The organism is Novosphingobium sp. BL-A-41-Hi4B-X5A, from assembly GCF_055521705.1.
Genome location: NZ_CM145500.1, coordinates 2,226,453 through 2,243,712, shown reverse-complemented (window position 1 = coordinate 2,243,712; position 17,260 = coordinate 2,226,453). Strand labels below are relative to the sequence as shown.

Annotated in this window: 13 protein-coding genes and 1 tRNA gene; 3 read left to right on the top strand and 11 right to left on the bottom strand. The window is 63.1% G+C overall.

Annotation, left to right across the window (positions count from 1 at the left end; translation table 11 throughout):
- Nucleotides 1–293: 293 nt before the first annotated feature.
- Entirely contained in the window at nt 294–3,335 is a 3,042-nt protein-coding gene (locus tag ACZ1JY_RS10895; protein ID WP_465129270.1) for a TonB-dependent receptor, read from the top strand.
- 305 nt (nt 3,336–3,640) lie between these two features.
- Here ACZ1JY_RS10895 and ACZ1JY_RS10890 read toward each other — a convergent pair whose 3' ends face one another.
- The 7 genes from ACZ1JY_RS10890 to ACZ1JY_RS10860 form a co-directional block, all read right to left on the bottom strand.
- A complete protein-coding gene (locus ACZ1JY_RS10890) occupies nt 3,641–5,374 on the bottom strand; it encodes a hypothetical protein (protein WP_465129269.1) in 1,734 nt (577 codons plus the stop codon).
- Nucleotides 5,375–5,433: 59 nt separating this feature from the next.
- On the bottom strand, nt 5,434–5,847 hold the full coding sequence (locus ACZ1JY_RS10885; protein WP_118072769.1) for a GtrA family protein: 414 nt from the start codon (nt 5,845–5,847) through the stop codon (nt 5,434–5,436).
- Between the two features lie 20 nt (nt 5,848–5,867).
- Nucleotides 5,868–7,478, bottom strand: a complete 1,611-nt coding sequence (locus ACZ1JY_RS10880) for an NAD(P)/FAD-dependent oxidoreductase (RefSeq protein ID WP_465129268.1) — start codon at nt 7,476–7,478, stop codon at nt 5,868–5,870.
- A gap of 130 nt (nt 7,479–7,608) precedes the next feature.
- The gene (locus ACZ1JY_RS10875; protein ID WP_465129267.1) at nt 7,609–8,265 is read right to left on the bottom strand and encodes a PilZ domain-containing protein; all 657 of its coding nucleotides are present in this window, start codon (nt 8,263–8,265) and stop codon (nt 7,609–7,611) included.
- Between the two features lie 204 nt (nt 8,266–8,469).
- Nucleotides 8,470–8,554, bottom strand: a tRNA-Leu gene (locus ACZ1JY_RS10870).
- Nucleotides 8,555–8,681: 127 nt separating this feature from the next.
- Entirely contained in the window at nt 8,682–8,963 is a 282-nt protein-coding gene (locus ACZ1JY_RS10865; protein WP_039333122.1) for an integration host factor subunit beta, read from the bottom strand.
- Nucleotides 8,964–9,119: 156 nt separating this feature from the next.
- Entirely contained in the window at nt 9,120–9,473 is a 354-nt protein-coding gene (locus ACZ1JY_RS10860; RefSeq protein WP_240344841.1) for a GntR family transcriptional regulator, read from the bottom strand.
- Nucleotides 9,474–9,691: 218 nt separating this feature from the next.
- On the opposite strand from ACZ1JY_RS10860, the gene ACZ1JY_RS10855 reads away from it, so the two are divergent.
- The gene (locus ACZ1JY_RS10855) at nt 9,692–11,677 is read left to right on the top strand and encodes a peptide MFS transporter (protein ID WP_465129266.1); all 1,986 of its coding nucleotides are present in this window, start codon (nt 9,692–9,694) and stop codon (nt 11,675–11,677) included.
- Between the two features lie 140 nt (nt 11,678–11,817).
- The gene (locus ACZ1JY_RS10850) at nt 11,818–12,498 is read left to right on the top strand and encodes an NnrU family protein (RefSeq protein ID WP_465129265.1); all 681 of its coding nucleotides are present in this window, start codon (nt 11,818–11,820) and stop codon (nt 12,496–12,498) included.
- Between the two features lie 46 nt (nt 12,499–12,544).
- Here ACZ1JY_RS10850 and dxs read toward each other — a convergent pair whose 3' ends face one another.
- From dxs to msrA, 4 genes are all read right to left on the bottom strand, one after another.
- Nucleotides 12,545–14,467 (bottom strand): 1-deoxy-D-xylulose-5-phosphate synthase, encoded by a 1,923-nt coding sequence (gene dxs, locus ACZ1JY_RS10845; protein WP_465129264.1) that lies wholly within the window; start codon nt 14,465–14,467, stop codon nt 12,545–12,547.
- Nucleotides 14,468–14,509: 42 nt separating this feature from the next.
- Nucleotides 14,510–15,787 carry an MFS transporter gene (locus tag ACZ1JY_RS10840; protein ID WP_465129263.1) on the bottom strand — a complete coding sequence of 426 codons (1,278 nt, stop codon included), beginning with the start codon at nt 15,785–15,787 and terminating at the stop codon, nt 14,510–14,512.
- Nucleotides 15,788–15,814: 27 nt separating this feature from the next.
- Nucleotides 15,815–16,282 carry a Fur family transcriptional regulator gene (locus ACZ1JY_RS10835; protein WP_465129262.1) on the bottom strand — a complete coding sequence of 156 codons (468 nt, stop codon included), beginning with the start codon at nt 16,280–16,282 and terminating at the stop codon, nt 15,815–15,817.
- Between the two features lie 300 nt (nt 16,283–16,582).
- Nucleotides 16,583–17,260 carry a peptide-methionine (S)-S-oxide reductase MsrA gene (gene msrA / locus ACZ1JY_RS10830; protein WP_465129261.1) on the bottom strand — a complete coding sequence of 226 codons (678 nt, stop codon included), beginning with the start codon at nt 17,258–17,260 and terminating at the stop codon, nt 16,583–16,585.

Genomic DNA, 17,260 nt, shown 5'->3' with positions numbered 1-17,260 from the left:
GGGTCGGAGTGTAATTTCTGTGCATCACCCGTAAGTTACGGAAATCCGGCCTTACCTTACCTGACCCAAAGGCGGTGTGGCAGTTTCGCTACACATGTTTCGGATTCATTTCGTAACTGGCAATCGTGTTTTGATGGACCCGATCATTTCAGCCAAACAGACACATCTTGCCCGTTTGCCAAGGGGGCCCAAGCTTCGCTCTGAAGCGCGATGTTAGGGTTTTGGCGATACGGGAAAGGGCCTGCACACCTCTTGCTGGCTGTGCAGGATTCAGGACAAAAGGGACTGGACACGTGAACATCAAAACCTTCTCTGCGCTCCGTGCGAGCGCCGCGCCGCTGGCGCTGGTCGTCGCCGGTTTCGCCGGCTCGGCCGCCATCGTCGCGCCTGCCATGGCGCAGAACGTCACTGCCGCCACGCTCTCGGGCACCGTCGTCGACGATGCCGGCAATCCGGTTCCGGGGGCATCTGTCACCGTTGAATCGGCTGGCACCGGCTTTACCCGTACGACCACCTCGGCATCGAACGGCACCTTCTCGGTCGTCGCTCTTCCGGTCGGCACCTACAACGTCACCGTGACGGCTAACGGCTTCACCACCACCCGCAGCGAAAACGTCTCTGTTACGCTGGGCGGCAACAACTACGACTTCACCGTCAGCAACGAAGCACCGACCACTGGCGAAATCGTCGTGCGTGGCGCTCCGATCCGCCGTGTCGATTCCTCGGGCACCGCCACCGGTCAGGTCTTCTCGGTCCAGGAAGTTGCCCAGAACCTGCCGGTTCCGCGTAGCATCGAAGCGATCCAGCTGCTCACCCCGCAGGCCACCTCGGGCGATACCGCGTTCGGCGGCATCTCGCTTGCCGGTTCGTCGGTTGCGGAAAACATCTTCTACATCAACGGCATGAACGTGACGAACTTCCGCACGTTCGTCGGCGGCACCACCATTCCGTTCGAGTTCTATGACCAGGTCCAGGTCAAGACCGGCGGCTATTCGGCGGAATTCGGCCGCAACACCGGCGGCGCGGTCATCGCGCTGACCCGTTCGGGTTCGAACACCTTCCACGGTGGCTTCAACGTCTATTACGAGCCGAACGCGCTGCGTAACGACCGTCCGAACACCTATGCTGCCCGCAACGACCAGGACTATCTGGAGCGCGTTGAAGGCAACATCTGGGCTTCGGGTCCGATCATCAAGGACCGCCTGTTCTTCTTCGGCTTCTTCAACCCGCGCTACTCGACTGCGGGCGACACGGCTCGCACCCAAGGCACCAATACCAACGGTTCGCCCAATGGCGTCTATACCGACACGCAGCGCGTGACGCAGAAGTCGAACACCCCGTTCTACGGTGGTAAGCTCGACCTCAACCTGTTTGACGGTCACCGCGTCGAAGCGACCTATTTCAACGACAGCGACACCAACAAGGTCTTCGTTCGCAACCTGTCGAGCGGCGCGCTTAGCCAGGTCAACGAATCGCGCGGCGGTGAGAACTACATCTTCAAGTACACCGGTTCGTTCACCGACTGGCTGACGATCTCGGGCCTCTACGGTCGCTCGAAGTTCAACCAGACCGACGCCGGCCCGCAGGATGCGGATCCCTATGTCGTCGATCGTCGTACCGGCGTCGCTCGCCTGATCTCGGGCAACCCCAACGCGCTGGTCGCCTCGGGCCGCGACGATCGTGAGAACTTCCGCGTTGACGTCGACCTGAACTTCTCGCTGCTGGGTGAGCACAAGCTCCGCTTCGGCTGGGACTACGAGAAGCTGTTCGCAGCCAGCATCAGCGAATACTCGGGCGGCATTGCCTACATCTTCGAGCGTGCTGGCGCATCGGGTGCCCGCAACGGCCTGATCGCCCCGAACACCGACTATGCCCGTGTCCAGACCTACAACGCAGGCGGCAACTTCAAGTCAAACAACACCGCCTACTACATCCAGGACGAATGGGATCTCACCGATCGCCTCAACCTGTCGCTGGGCCTTCGCAACGACAAGTTCGTGAACAAGACCTCGCTCGGCACCAACTTCGTGTCGATCGACAACCAGTGGGCACCGCGCGTCGGCATCAACTTCGACCCCACGGGCGAGAAGAAGGCACGTCTCTCGGCGTTCTACGGCCGTTACTACCTGCCGGTCGCAGCCAACACCAACATCCGTCTGGGTGGCGCAGAACTCTTCCTGCGTGACTTCTACACCCTGCCGACTGGTGCCGGTGGCGTCTACTCGGGCAGCCTGACCAACCCGACCCTTGGCACCAAGGTCGATGGCGTCGTCTTCTCGGACGGCACTGTGTCTCCGCCGGAAACGCTGGTTTCGCAGAACCTCAAGCCGCAGTACATGGATGAGTTCATCGTCGGTGGCGAATACCGCTTCGACAACAAGATGCGCATCGGCGTCAACGTCATCCACCGCAAGCTCGGCACGGTCCTTGAAGACGTCGATCTCGACGGTGACGGTGCTGCCTATGACTCGATCATCGGCAAGTACTGCGCCACGCAAACGCTGGCTTACTGCAACGCCGGATTTGAACCCATCGTCAACGGTGGCGGCTACATCCTGATGAACCCGGGTCGCGATGCGGTCTTCCAGGTTACCGACCAGAACGGCAACCTGCAGCCGATCACCATCCCGGCATCGTTCATCGGCATCCCCAAGGCCAAGCGCAACTACTGGGCTGTCGAGCTGAACTGGGAACGTCCGTTTGACGGCACCTGGGGCCTCAACGCCTCGTACGTGTGGTCGCGTTCTTACGGCAACTACGAAGGCGGCGTGAAGTCGGACACCGGCCAGGACGATACCGGCATCACTTCGGACTTCGACGAACCGGGCTACACCGACGGTGCAACCGGCTTCCTGCCGAACCATCGTGCCCACACCTTCAAGGTGTTCGGTTCGTACAAGCCGACCGACCGCTGGCTGTTCTCGTTCAACGCCCTGCTGCAGTCGCCGCGCAAGTTCGGCTGCATCGGCACGTACCCGAAGGATGACGGTCGTGGCGCCGACTCGACCTCGGCTTCGTGGTACTGCAACGCACAGATCGCTGCCGGCGTGCTTGACGGCACGATCGACCAGCCGATCGGCCGTGGCCGCGCGTTCTCGAGCGACTGGAACAAGCGTCTTGACCTTGGCGTTGCCTACACCATTCCGATGGAATCGATCGGTGGCGGCATCACCCTGCGTGCCGACGTGTTCAACGTGTTCAACTTCAAGAGCAAGCTGGACTTCCAGGAACTGGGCGACCGCAACGACGCATCGATCCGCGAATGGTTCTACGGTCAGCCGCTCGGCTACCAGACCCCGCGCTACGTGCGTTTCGGCGTCTCGGCCAACTTCTGATCCTTCGCCGCAAGGCATCGATCAAAAATCGGGGGCGGTTCTTCGGAACCGCCCCTTTTTTTTGCGCTGAGGATCGCTTCGTTCCGGTCCGCAGACCCAGGACATTGCGCGCGCGTGCTCAGCTCGAGGCAAAATTGCCCAGCGCCCGGCTGGTTTAGAGCTGGACTCCGAGCATAAGAATACGGTCTGCTTTCAAGCCCATCCCATTTGTGACAGGCCGAGTTGGCCAAATCCTTGCAATGCCCCGGAATGGCTACCGTCTCGACCGCTTGAATGTCTGCAATCGGTACTGGACCGAGGGCAGCTCAGCGCTGCCTGAAGCGCCATGCCTTTACACCGCTGGCGTCGGGCATGGTCACCGGTTCAAGCCAGCCCGGAACCTTGCCGGACATGAGGTGGGCAATGAACCCGGCCGGTGCCTTCTCCGCGTAGAAGCGAGCCTCACTGCCACCAGGGCAAATCACCACCATCTTAGCCCCGCGCCGTGCCATGATCTGCCGCGCGGCCTCGTCCGGTCCAAGGAAGGCATCGATCACGTCGCGAATGGCGGCGCTCGCCCGGTGGTGGGCGGTGGCGACGACCGAATGCCCGGACGTGACCAGCACGGTCGGACCGATGTCCAGACCGGTGAGCAACGTGCCTTTCGGGAGAGCCGCAAGAGCGGGCACGGCCCGGGAGAAGTCGCAGCCAAGGGCCACTTCGCCCTGTGCGCGACCATCTGACGCTTGGCCTGCCGGTGCGAGCAGACGCAACCCCTGATCCACCAGTACGCCCGGCAGGAGCAGCGTAATCATGACAACCACCCTGCCCATGCGTCGGACCAGCAGGGAATCCTGCCGCCAGCGGGCAAACTGCTCCGCAAACTGCCACGCTGCAGGCACGGTCGCGAAGAGGCAGGAAGCTCCCGATGCGCGCGCCACCAGCTGGCCGACCAGCGTCGCGCCAAGCAGCAACAGGGCATAGTCGAGCCAGAACAGCCGCGCGCCACGGTCTGCCGCGCGCTTGCCCAGTCGCAGGCACGCAATCAGGCCGAACAGCGGCAACAGGATGATAGTCGCAGCAAAGCCCGGCTCCTGCCGCCACACCGGTAGCCCCTCAAGCACGGAATCAAGCCAGACCTTGCGGACCAGCGGATCAACCGAAGCGAAGGCGTCTCCCGCAAGGCACTGTGGCGCCCACGCCGCAGCAAGGCCGACAGCCCCTGCGCCGATCAGGCCCACGGCAAGCAGGCTCACCAACGGCGGACGGTCGCGAAGCCGCGGCAGGATGATCGCCGTGCCCCCACCCATCCACAACAGCGCCACGACATGGACAGGCGACACTGCATCGCAATGCTGCGCCAGATCGCCAAGGCCACGCGTCGCCAGGAACAGGGCCAGGCTCGCCAGGGACAGGCTCAGCAGATAGCCGATCAGCCACGCGCTCTGGCCGCGCCACAGACGCAAGGTGCAAAGTCCGCCGATGATTACGGCCAGAGGCAGCGATTCCAGCGAGATTGCCAGTGCGAGTGCCAGCGCCGCACCGGCCAGTGCCCCGCCCATCCGGGGCGCGCAGGCAAACAGGCCGTTCAATGCCACCAGCGCAAGCACGAACTGCATGGCATGGTGATCAATCCGCAGCGGCATCATGCGGAACGATGCCGGCACCGCCGCTGCCACCAGAAGGGCGGCGACGATACCGATGCGGGGGCCGAATTGCCGCGCTGCCAGCCGCGCCGCCAGCGCCATTGCCGCCAGAAGGTGCAGCAGCGGCACCACCACGATGGCGACGCTCTCTGCCAGCCCCTGCCCCATCAACGGACGCAACAGCAGGATCATCGCCGCGATCGGGATGTCGACCACGCGGGTCCAGTGCATCGCCACCCCTTCGGGCGGCGCAACGCGGTACTGGTGAAGGTCGAACCAGCCTTGCCCACCCAGCAGGTCGCGCACCTGCTGCAAGCGCAGCGCGTCATCGCCGTCGACGAAAGCCGCTATCGACAGCCTTCCACCGCTGCCGATCAGCGTCACGAGGCTAATCGCAACCCAAGCCAGCAACACGCCCCGCCACGGGAACGCATTGCTGCACTCTCCCGGCAATGGGCCGGAACGGCCACTGTTCACTGGAAGACGACCCGCTTTCTGAGCAGCCACGTCGTCGTGAAGCTTGCCCCCACGGCGATCAGCTTCGAAACGCGCGAATCCAGGCCGATAGCGGTTCCGGCTCCGACGATCAGTGTCGTCAGCGCCAGCCCGACCAGAGCCGAGCCAACGAACAATGCCTTCTGCCGCGTGCGCGCGCCGCGCTCTGCCGCCACCGTATCGGTAAAGACCGTACGGCTCGAAAGCAGCCAGTGCGCGACAATGCCAAGCGAATAGCCGCTCGCCGAAGCAATCACCGGCGCGGTCCCCATCGCCAGCAGGGCAAGGAACGAGCCGATGTCCACGGCCAGCGCGCCGACACTGGCGAGCAAGTAACGCAGAAGCATCACGCGGCGCAGGCGATCGATCATCGGCAGGATCGTCCCGGTCATTTGTGGTGGCACTGTCTGGTTCAGGCGGCCTTGGCCGCAACCTTCTCGGGCACGATCCGCGCTGGAACATCGCGCAGCGACGCCAATGCAGCTGCCTGGTCTTCGCTGGGCGCGACGCGCGCCGGAAGGGCTCCTTGCGCACCCTCATTGCCCGCTTCGTGGTACTCGGCATCCTCGTTCACGCACCAGGTGTCGTATACCCGCGCACCTGCTGCGATATTTTCCACGGTCAGCATCGCTGTCATCATCGCGTGGTCCTGGTTGTTGTAGCGGTGCATGCCGTTGCGGCCGACCATGTGCAGCGTCGGATGGGCTGCTTCGAGTTCAGTGCGCATGGCGGCGACGTTTGCGGCATATCCGTCGTCATAGACCGGATAGGCCTTTTCCTGACGCACGACCACGCCGCCGATCACCTTTTCGGGGCTGACAAGGCCGAGGATCGCCATTTCCTGCTTGGCCAGTTCGATCAGCTCAGCATCCGACGAATCCCACAGCGCGTCGCCCTCGAAACAGAAGTATTCCAGACCGACGCAGGCCACGCTTTCGTCCGGCACCATTTCGGGCGACCACGAACGGAAGTTCTGGATGCGGCCGACCTTCACCTTGCTGTCGTGGATGTAGATCCAGTTGTCGGGGAACAGTTCCTCGGACTGGATCTTGAGCGCCACCGTCAGGAAGTCACGATACTTGAGGCGGCTGGCTTCGAGTGTTGTGGCGGGCAGCGGACGCAGGCGCGCGGCCAGCTCGCGCATCGGCGCCGAACTTATGGCATGGGCTGCCTCGATCACCACATCGCCATCCGGTCCCGTCGCAGAGAGGCGCCACCCGCCCGCGCCATCGGCTGCAAGCTGCTTGAAGGCATGGCCCATCAGCACTTCACCCTTGCCGCTCGCCACGATCCTGTCGCGCGCAGCATCCCACATCATGCCGGGGCCAAGACGCGGATAGCGGAAGGTTTCGAGCAGGGTCTTGGTCTGCATGCCGTCGTTCGGACGCTTGTTCAGGCCAAGGCTGCGCTTCAGCCCGTCGACAACCGCCCCCCACAGCGACAGTCCCTTGATTCGCTGGGCCGCCCAGTCCGCGCTCATCTCGTCGCAGGGCATGCCCCAGACCTTTTCGGTGTAGGTCTTGAAGAAGATCGAATAGAGCTTCTGCCCGAACTGGTTCACGGTCCAGTCCTCGAAGCTCTTCACCTTGCGGTTTGGAAAGGCCTTGGCTTTTGCGAAGCTCGCCATGCACAGCGTCGATCGCACGAGGCCGAGGTTCCACAGCGCCTCGAACGCGCGCAGCGGGTAGGAGTAGAACTTGCCCTCGTAATAGATCCGGCTCATCCGTGGGCGCTGGATGAAATCGTCGGGCAGAATCTCGTTCCACAGATCGACGACCTGCTGGCTTTTCGAAAAGAAGCGGTGCCCGCCAATGTCGAAACGGTAGCCTTTGTGCTCGACCGTCCGGCTTATGCCGCCGACATAGGTCTGGTCCTTTTCGATGATGGCGACGCTGAAACCGCGCTTGGTCAGGAGGTAGCCCGCCGTCAGTCCGGCCGGCCCTGCGCCGATGATCGCAACATCCACCCTGCGGCTGCCAGAACCGTTTGCGAGGCCATCGGCCGCTATCGTCCCGTTAACCATCAAAACCCCCGTCTCAGCGCACTTCGCTTGAGCCAGACGTGAAGGAAAATGGATAAGGGATGGTTAATGGCGGCAAGGCCTGCGGCAAAGAATTGCCGTTTCCGGCCAGCCCCGCTGTCAAACTGAGCTGTCAGATCTTGCGCAACCGTCCGCCGGGGCTGGGCATCGGCAGATCGCTGCCCTGCAGGGGTGCGGCAATCCGCGCGAGTTCGTCCATCTTGAAGGTCTGCTCGAAGAGCAGCCCGTAACGCGGATGGCTGCGCCAGCGCACTTTGGCGTAGATCGGGGGGAGAACTTCCGTTTCCAGCCGGACGAGCTCGTTCATCAGGAGCCACTTGTCGCTCTCGATGCACGCCCCCTGCTGCGAGATGTCCTGGAACGCAACGTGGACCGCATCGCCTCCCGAATGGAGGATGGCATCGAGATGGATGCGCAGCCGGACCTGGCGCTTCGGGAAAGTTCCGTGGCTCTCGTCAAGCAGGCGCTCGATCTCGATGTCACCCAGAAAGCGAAAGCCGGCGTATTCGCCCTCGCTCCAGATCTGCTCGATCGGATAGCGATCGCCATTGCTCATTTCGATGGCCAGCGATCCGCAAGGGGGCAGCGGGTTGAACAGGCGGATCTTGAGGCCGCTCGTCGACGCATCACGAATGACGCAGAGGAATTCGCGCTCGCCATCGAGGATCAGCTTGGCGGCACGAATCAGCAAGGTGAAACGCGGCGCGGCGCGTTGGTCCGCTCCGGCTTCCGCGTCCTTAGGCACTTGATCGTCGTCTGCCTGGGCCAAGCCCGATCCCCCGCGCGCGTGAAGCCGCACCGGAGCGCACGCAAACCCCGGTAAGAATCAGTATTAGCACGTAATTCCTACCGCGGAGTTACCAAGCAAATTACGGAATGACTTGGATTTTTACTGCCATGTAAACAACCGCTTTCAATGTGTAGTCTGACTTGTCATCAAATCGCGGCAGATAATTACAATAGCGCCGATTTTTGGTGCGGACGGCGGGACTCGAACCCGCACGATCAAGGATCAAGGGATTTTAAGTCCCCGGCGTCTACCATTCCGCCACGTCCGCAATAGTTGGCAGGACAGGTTCAAGGTGAACCCTGAAAGCCGCAACTTGTGCAAGTCGCGCCTGCCACAGCACAAAGGGCGCGGCAACGTCTGTTGCCGCGCCCTTTGTTGAATTTTCGGCCGGAAGCTCAGTCGGCGTTCAGCCGTTGCCGCATTTCCTTGCCTGCCTTGAAATAGGGCACGCGCTTGCCCGGTACTTCAACGGTTTCGCCGGTTCGCGGGTTGCGGCCCTTCCGGGCATCGCGTTCGCGCGTGGAAAACGCACCAAAACCACGAAGTTCGACACGCCCGCCATCAGCCAGACGCTTGGCAATCTCATCGAAGAAAACGTCGACAACCCGCTCGATTTCTTCGCTGCGCATGCCAGGGCTTTCCTTGGCGAGAGCCTGCAGCAGCTCCGATCTTATCATTCTTTCCCTCCGCCAGGCGACCATGCGGGCGCCCCCCACAGTTATCTACGATCCCTGCGCCCAAACCCCCGTATGCGCGCATTCGGACATCCTGCCACGACCGACCGGTCATGACAATCGTTTCATATTGCTGGGAGTGGCCAAAAATGGACCGTTTCAGGCGATTTCCGCTACGTCGGCCAAGCTGATGCCAAGCAGGCGCATCCGTGCCGCCACTGCAGGCCATTCATCTTGCAGGAAAGATTCACGCTCCCGTCGGCGCAAGGCATCAACCGCGCCGGGTGCGACGAACATGCCAACGCCGCGCTGGACAATCACCAGCCCTTCCTCCTGAAACTGCTGATAGGCCTTGGCCACGGTAAGCGGGTTGGCGCCCTGTTCCGCCGCATAGGCCCGAACCGACGGCAGCATGGCACCCTCGGCATAGCGACCGTCAAGGATTGCCACACAGATTTCGTCACGCAGGCGGAGATAGACCGGACGGCTTGCCTGGCTGATGTTCATGCCCATGGTGACGTAGTGCCATAATACAGCGCATCACACAACGGCTCGTTGCCGCCGCGCTTCGGGCGCACTTCTGCCGCGCACCCACCGCTTCGCCACACTGGTTGCGATTGAAAATAGTTTCTTGCCATCGCCACACGTGGCACTAAGGCGGAAACTTGCCGTGCAGGAGAGGCGCGGCAGTGCAAAAAGCTCACACAGCAACGACGGGATCGCTCGCCGGCATGGCCCAAGACGACACGAACTTCGCACGAACCACGGCAACTGGCGAGTGGTTCGGCCATCCCCAGCAATTGAAGCGCCTGTTCACGACCGAAATGTGGGAACGCTTCGGCTATTACGGCATGAGAGCGATCCTTACGCTCTATCTCGCCAAGCATTTCCTCTTCAACGATACCACCAGTACCGGCATTTACGGCGGCTTCACCGCGCTCGTCTATCTCACCCCGCTCATCGGCGGACTGATTGCAGATCGTTATCTCGGCTCCAAGCGCTCGGTGAAGTTCGGCGCGATCCTGATGGCGGTCGGCTATTTCATGCTCTGCTTCGGCGGCGAGGCGGCCAAGCCCTACGCCACGATCGAAGGCCAGCGCTATGACGTGACCGTCACCGAGACCGCCGGCAGCGAAGTCCGTTCGGTCGAAATGGGTGGTCAGCGCCTCGAGATCGTCGGTAACGACGACAAGTCCGTGTCGCTCAAGTCGGCTGACGGGGCCGAGGTCAGGCGCATTGCGCCGGGCGGGTTCCAGTCCGACGGCGAACGCTCGCAGTTCCACATCGCCATCCTGCTTGTCGGCCTTTCGCTGGTCACGGTCGGCAACGGTTTCTTCAAGCCCAACATCTCCACGATCGTCGGCTCGCTCTATGCCGATGGCGACCGCCGCCGCGATGCCGGGTTCACGATCTTCTACATGGGCATCAACCTCGGTTCGCTGATCTCGCAGTTCTTCTGCCCGATTCTGGCCGAATCCGTGGGCTGGTGGGCTGGGTTTGGTCTGGCTGCCGTCGGCATGACCTTGTCGTGGGTCCTGTTCCAGTTCGATGGCGGCAGGCTCGATGGCTATGGTGAACGTCCCGCCGGGGCCGATCCGCGCAAGGACTGGCTGATCTACGGCGCGGCGCTGGTCTGCGTGCCGCTGTTCTTCTTCCTGTTCACCAACCTCATGGCCTATGTCGCGCCGGAAGCGGGCGAGGGACTGACCGGCTACCTCCTTGGCCTGCCGATCATGGGCAAGCTGATGTTCGGCACCTTCCTTCTTGCCGTTCCCGGCATCCTGATCTGGGCGCTGGCCTCGGGCAGCCGCGTCGAATTCCAGATGATGGTCGCGGCCATGGTGCTGATCGTGTTCAACACCGTGTTCTGGACCCTGTTCGAACAGGCCGGCTCCTCCCTCACGCTGTTTGCCGAGCGCAACACCGTGCTTGAAGTGGGCTGGACCCGCGGTCTTTTCGCGGTCTTCAACGCCTATCCGTTCACCTACTACCTGTTCTTCGCGCTCCTGCTGGGCGGGCTCGGATGGCTGCTCACCTGGTTCTTCGGCAATGGCGAACCTGCGGCAACGAAGCGGAAGATGGGCGCGGGCTTCGCTCTGGTGATGACGGCCGGCTTCATCGGCATGATTTATGCCCGGGCCAAGGGCTTTGCCACCGATGAGGTCTACGTCATGCCCGCAGGCCAGACGCAGATCTTCAATGCCCTATTCATCGTTGCGCTGGCGCCGGTGTTCGGCGCGATGTGGAATGCGATGGCCCGGCACGGCGTCGAACCTTCGATCCCGGTGAAGTTCTCCATCGCCCTGATGGGCGTGGGCGCAGGCTTCCTGCTGCTGGTGTGGGGCGCGCAATTTGCCGACGCCCAGTTCAAGGTCGGACTGGTCTGGCTGGCCGGCCTGTACCTCGTCCACTCGATGGCCGAACTGTGCATTTCGCCGGTGGGCCTTTCGATGATCACCAAGCTGTCCATGGCCCGCATTGTCGGCATGATGATGGGTGTGTGGTTCCTGTCGATCGCAGTGGCGCAGTACGTTGCCGGCATGGTCGCGCAGGTTGCCAGCGTCGAAACGGTTGGCGGCCAGGTCACCAATCTCAAGGTCAGCCTCGATACTTACGTCGGGGTCTTCACGACGATCGGCTGGATTTCGATCGGCATCGGCGCCGTGCTTCTCGTCATCGCGGTGCCGCTGAGGAAGCTGATGCACGGCGTAGCGTGATAATTGCCCTTATGGCGGGAACCAGCCGATCGTGAGATTGTTTCTGAAGGGCTAGGCTTTGGCCAACTTGAGAGTATCATCAGGGTAACGCGGGCGTTGGTCGAAAACGGCAACGGGCATCGCGGAATGGGGGACGGTTCATGGATCATGCGTTGATCCAGCTTATTGCGGCGACAGCAGCCTTCGCTATTTCGCATTTCGTGATGTCAGGGCCCATTCGCTCCCGCCTGCAGTCCATGCTGGGCGGGCAGGGCTTTCTGCTGTTCTATTCGCTGGTATCCCTGTCCGTACTGGCCTGGGCGATCGTCACCTTTGACCGTGTGGAGACGGGAACGCCGCTTTGGGATGGCATGGCCGCTGGTCCATGGGTGGTTGCCAGCCTGCTCACGATAACCGGCACGGCGTTTCTGCTGCCATCGTTCACGCGCAATCCCGCGCTGGCTGGCGCGAATGCTGCTGGCGTCGGCACGTGGATTCCGGCCGGCGTGTTCAGGATCACCCGGCACCCGATGATGTGGGGCATTGCGCTGTGGGCGCTCGGTCACATCGTCGCTTCGCCGACACCTCGTGTCCTGGTCGTCATGTCAGGTCTGATCGTGCTGGCGTTGCTCGGCTCGCACTTTCAGGACAAGCGCAAGGTCGCCCAGAACAAGCGAGAATTCCACCCCTGGCAGCGCCGCACCAGTTTCTGGCCACGGCTGCAGGAACTGGGCGCGCTGCGCCTTGCCTGGGCGATTGCCTTCCTCGTCTGGTTCATCGCCACGTGGCTGCACTACCACTTTTTCGGCATCCCGGCCGGACTGTGGATGTGGATCGGCTGACCAGAGCCTGGCGGAGACGTTAGCGCAGGCTTTCAGGCGCGGGCTTTCAGGCCCGCACTTCGTTCACACCCGCAGAGTTGTGCCGCAAGGCCTTGAGCACGGTATCGACGATTTGCGGCGCGTTGAGGCCCGCCGTGTCGTACTGCTTGTCCGGCGCATCATGGTCCTGGAACACGTCAGGCAGGCGCATGGTGCGGATCTTGAGGCCGCCATCGGTCAGCCCCTCGTCGCTCGCCATCGTCAGCACGTGCGCGCCAAGGCCGCCGATCGCGCCTTCCTCGATCGTCACGACAACCTCGTGCGTGGCCATCAGCTGGCGGATCAGGTCGGTGTCGAGCGGCTTGGCAAAGCGCAGGTCGGCCACTGTCGTCGAAAGCCCCTTGGCCTCCAACTGGTCCGCCGCCTTCAGCGCCTCGGCCAGACGAGTGCCCAGCGAGAGCAGCGCAACCTTGCTGCCAGACCGCACGATGCGGCCCTTGCCGATTTCCAGCAGTTCCGGCTCATCCGGAAGCGCCACGCCAGTGCCATTGCCGCGCGGATAGCGGAACGCGATCGGCCCGCTGTCGTGCTTTACGGCGGTATAGGTCATGTGGACCAGCTCCGCCTCGTCCGCGGCGGCCATCACCACCATGTTGGGCAGGGTGGCCAGATAAGTGATGTCGAACGATCCGGCGTGCGTCGCACCATCGGCACCGACCAGCCCCGCGCGGTCGATGGCAAAGCGCACGGGCAGATTCTGGATCGCCACGTCATGCACCACCTGGTCGAACGCGCGCTGCAGGAAGGTCGAATAGATCGCGCAGAACGGCCGCATGCCCTCTGCCGCGAGGCCCGCCGCAAAGGTCACCGCGTGCTGCTCGGCAATGCCGACGTCAAACGTCCGCGCAGGATGCGCCTTGGCGAACTTGTCCACGCCGGTGCCGCTCGGCATCGCCGCCGTGATCGCGCAGATCGTCGGATCGGTTTCGGCAAGCTTGGCCAGCGTTTCGCCAAACACGTTCTGGTATGCAGGTGCGCCGGGCTTGGCCTTGACCTGCTCACCGGTGACCACGTCGAACTTCTGCACCCCGTGATACTTGTCCGCCGCAGCTTCGGCCGGGGCATAGCCCTTGCCCTTCTGGGTCACGACATGGACGAGGCATGGCCCTTCGGCCGCATCGCGCACGTTCTCCAGCACCGGGATCAGCTGGTCGATGTTGTGCCCGTCAAGCGGGCCGACGTAGTAGAAGCCCAGTTCCTCGAACAGCGTACCGCCCATGGCCATGCCCCGGGCGAACTCGTCGGTCTTGCGGGCGGCGGTGTGCAGCGGCCGCGGCAGCTTGCGCGAAAGCTTGCGCGCGATTTCACGCAAACCCAGGAACTGGCGCGAGGACACCAGCCGCGCGAGATAGGCCGACAGCCCGCCCACCGGCGGCGCGATCGACATGTCGTTGTCGTTGAGGATGACGACGAGCCGGTTGCCCGCCTCGCCGGCGTTGTTCATCGCCTCGTAGGCCATGCCGGCGCTCATCGCGCCGTCGCCGATCACGGCAATGCCCTTGCCGGGACGATCGCTCAGCTTGTTGGCAATGGCAAAGCCCAGCGCCGCCGAGATCGAGGTGCTCGAATGCGCGGTGCCGAACGGATCGTATTCGCTTTCGCTGCGCTTGGTGAAGCCCGAAAGCCCGCCACCCTGCCGCAGCGTACGGATACGGTCACGACGGCCCGTGATGATCTTGTGCGGATAGGCCTGGTGGCCCACGTCCCACACCAGCTTGTCCTGCGGCGTGTTGAACACATAATGGATCGCCACGGTCAGTTCGACCACGCCGAGGCCCGAGCCGAGGTGCCCGCCAGTGGTGCCCACGGCAGAAATCATCTCGGTCCGCAATTCGTCCGAAAGCTGGCGAAGCTGCGAAGGTGCAAGCTTGCGGAGATCGTCTGGTGTCTTGACCGTGTCGAGCAGCGGCGTTGCCGGTTCTGAATTCATCCCTCCGCCCTTACACCGATGCTTTGGCGCTGTCGAACAGGATCATGTTGCCGCAGCCTTCCCCAAGGTTCGTGGCGCGCGCAATCCCAGCAGAAGCGACGAAGCGATCAGCGCTGCCGCCGCCAGCACGAAGGCATAGCCCGGCGCGGCCAGATCGCCGCTCTGCCCGATGTAGCGCGTCAGCAGCACCGGCGTCAGCCCGAAGGTCAGCGCCACCACCGCGCCATAGCCGATGCCGACCAGCCCGGCACGGTGCCGCTTCGGTGTGATCTCGACGAACGCGGCATAGGCAACGGCCGCCGAAACCGTCGCCATCAACAGGAGAAGGGCTGCGGCAAGGGCCAGTTGTCCCAGCGTTCCGCCAGCAATGCCCCAGCGGAACAGTGGCAGCGAAACCGCAGCGGCAAGAACGGCGGTGGCGAAGTTCACCTTCTGCCGCCCGACCCGGTCACCCAACCAGCCGCCGAACAACAGCCCGACGATCTGCGTACCCGCCGCCGCCATCTGCAGGACATACCCATTCGTCACCGGGATTTTCAGGAAGGTCACCGCGTAGACGAACAGAAAATCCCCGGTCGCGCCCGCCAGCAGGAATCCGAACACGCCAAGCAGCGCCGCCGCATAGGCCGCAACATCAAGCTCCGTCACCACGTTCGGCCCCGTCTCGGGCAAGTGCAGCGTCTCGTCCAGCCGCCGTCGCAGGATGAACGCCAGCGGCACGATTCCCGCCCCGATCGCAAAGGCGACGCGCCAGCCATAGGCATCAAGCTGCGCCGGGGTCAGCACGCTCGCCAGCACCAGCCCGACAAGGCCGCTGCCCAGCACGCCGATGCGCATCGCCACCAGTTGCAGCGCCACCAGCATCCCGCGCCGCTCCGGCGGTGAACTCTCGGCCAGGAACGCCGTCGTAGGCCCCACATCGCCGCCCGCCGCAAGGCCCTGCAACAGGCGGAAGATAACCACCAGCACCGGCGACCATATGCCGATGACAGAATAGCTCGGCGTCAACGCCAGCCCGATTGCACTCACGCCCATCAGCGCGAAGGTCGCCAGCATCGTCGGACGACGGCCAACCTTGTCCCCGAGCAGTCCGAACAGGATCGCGCCCAGCGGCCGTGCGCCAAAGCCGGCCCCCGCCGTCATCAGCGTCAGCAGCAGCGCACTCCCCGGCGCACCTGCGGGGAACATCACCCGCGAGACGTTCACCGCGAAAAAGCTGAAACTGAGGAAATCGTAGAATTCCAGCGCATTGCCGGAAATGACTGCCACGAACTGCTTCCGCGTCGGCAAGTGCCGTGGCTCGTGTGCCTGATCGTTCATGCTGCCCTCTCCCCCCGTCAGGCAAATTCAATCCTCGGCAGCGCACTCCGCACAATGGCCGCGGATTTCCACTACCGGTCGCACCTCGGCAAAGCCCGCCGCCTGTGCCGCCAGCCGCAGCGCGCCAGTCAGCTTGTCGTCGTCGTTGTGCACGGCCTTGCCGCACAGGTCGCAGATCAGGAAGATGCAGTCATGCCGGCAGCCGGGATGGCTGTTGGCAACATAGGCATTGGCGCTTTCCACCCGCCGCGCCAGATTGGTGCGCACGAACAGGTCAAGGATGCGATAGACCGAATTGGCCGCCACCCGCTTGCCCCGCCGCGTGCCGACGCTTTCGGCAATGTCATAGGCCGAGCCCGGCTTCTCGCGCGCTGCAAGCGCCTCGAACACGTCGGCGCGCATTTCGGTCCACTGCTCTCCAGAAGCCGTCAGCGCTTCACGCGCGGCCTCGATCAGCTTGTCGCCTGCGAAATCGTGATGATGGTGCCCGGACATCGGACCTAGATAGGCACGACCGCGCGCCTGCGCAAATCTTACCAACCTGCGCTGATCCTGACCCATGAGGACGGTTTCTGGCGGTTCTCGGCAAGGAGCCTCCGAAGTGGCGATGTGGTTCATCGTCACGAGGAGGTGACGCTGTCCGAGGGCCGCCAGAAATCGCCTTGGGTTGCCATATCCCGCCCACTGGACTTCGTCGCGACCTCGCTACGATGAACTACATCGCAGCTTCGCCCGCTCCTCGCCAGCAGACGGGAGATGGCAATCCTCATAGGTCAGGATCAGCGCAGGTTGGTATCAGTTCCGCGTGAAGCCGGCCTTGTAGAGGTCCGGGAATAGCCGCTTGAGGTTGGCCACCTTGGGCGCGTCCCACCGCTTGATATAGCCGTGGTCGGGATTGTTGGCGGCAAAGTCCTGATGATAGCCTTCGGCTGGGTAGAATGCCTTGTACGGCTCGATCGTGGTGACGATCGGCTGCTTCCACAGACCGGACTTCTTCAATTGAGCAAGATAGGCCGCAGCAACCTTGGCTTGTTCCGGATTCATCGGCACCAGCGCATTGCGATACTGCGTGCCGTGGTCGGGGCCCTGGTAGTTCAACTGCGTCGGGTCCGCGCCGACGGCGAAGAACACGCGCAGCAACTGGTCGTAGCGGATCTTCGCAGGGTCATAGGTCACCCGCACCGCTTCGGCATGGCCGGTCCGTCCAGTGCCGACAACGTCATAGATCGCGGTGTTCTTCGCCCCGCCGTGATAGCCGGAGACGACGCTGCTCACACCGTTCAGGTGGCTGAACACCGCCTCAATGCCCCAGAAGCAGCCGCCCGCGAAAACCGCAGTCTTCTTGCCTGCAGGCTCGTTTGCCTGAACCGCTGCGGCCGGCGTCGCCACGGCGCCCTCGGCCTGCGCCGGTTGCTGGCAGGAAGCGGTGAAGATCCCCACCGCCAGTGCTGCGGAAAGGATCGGTCGGCGCAT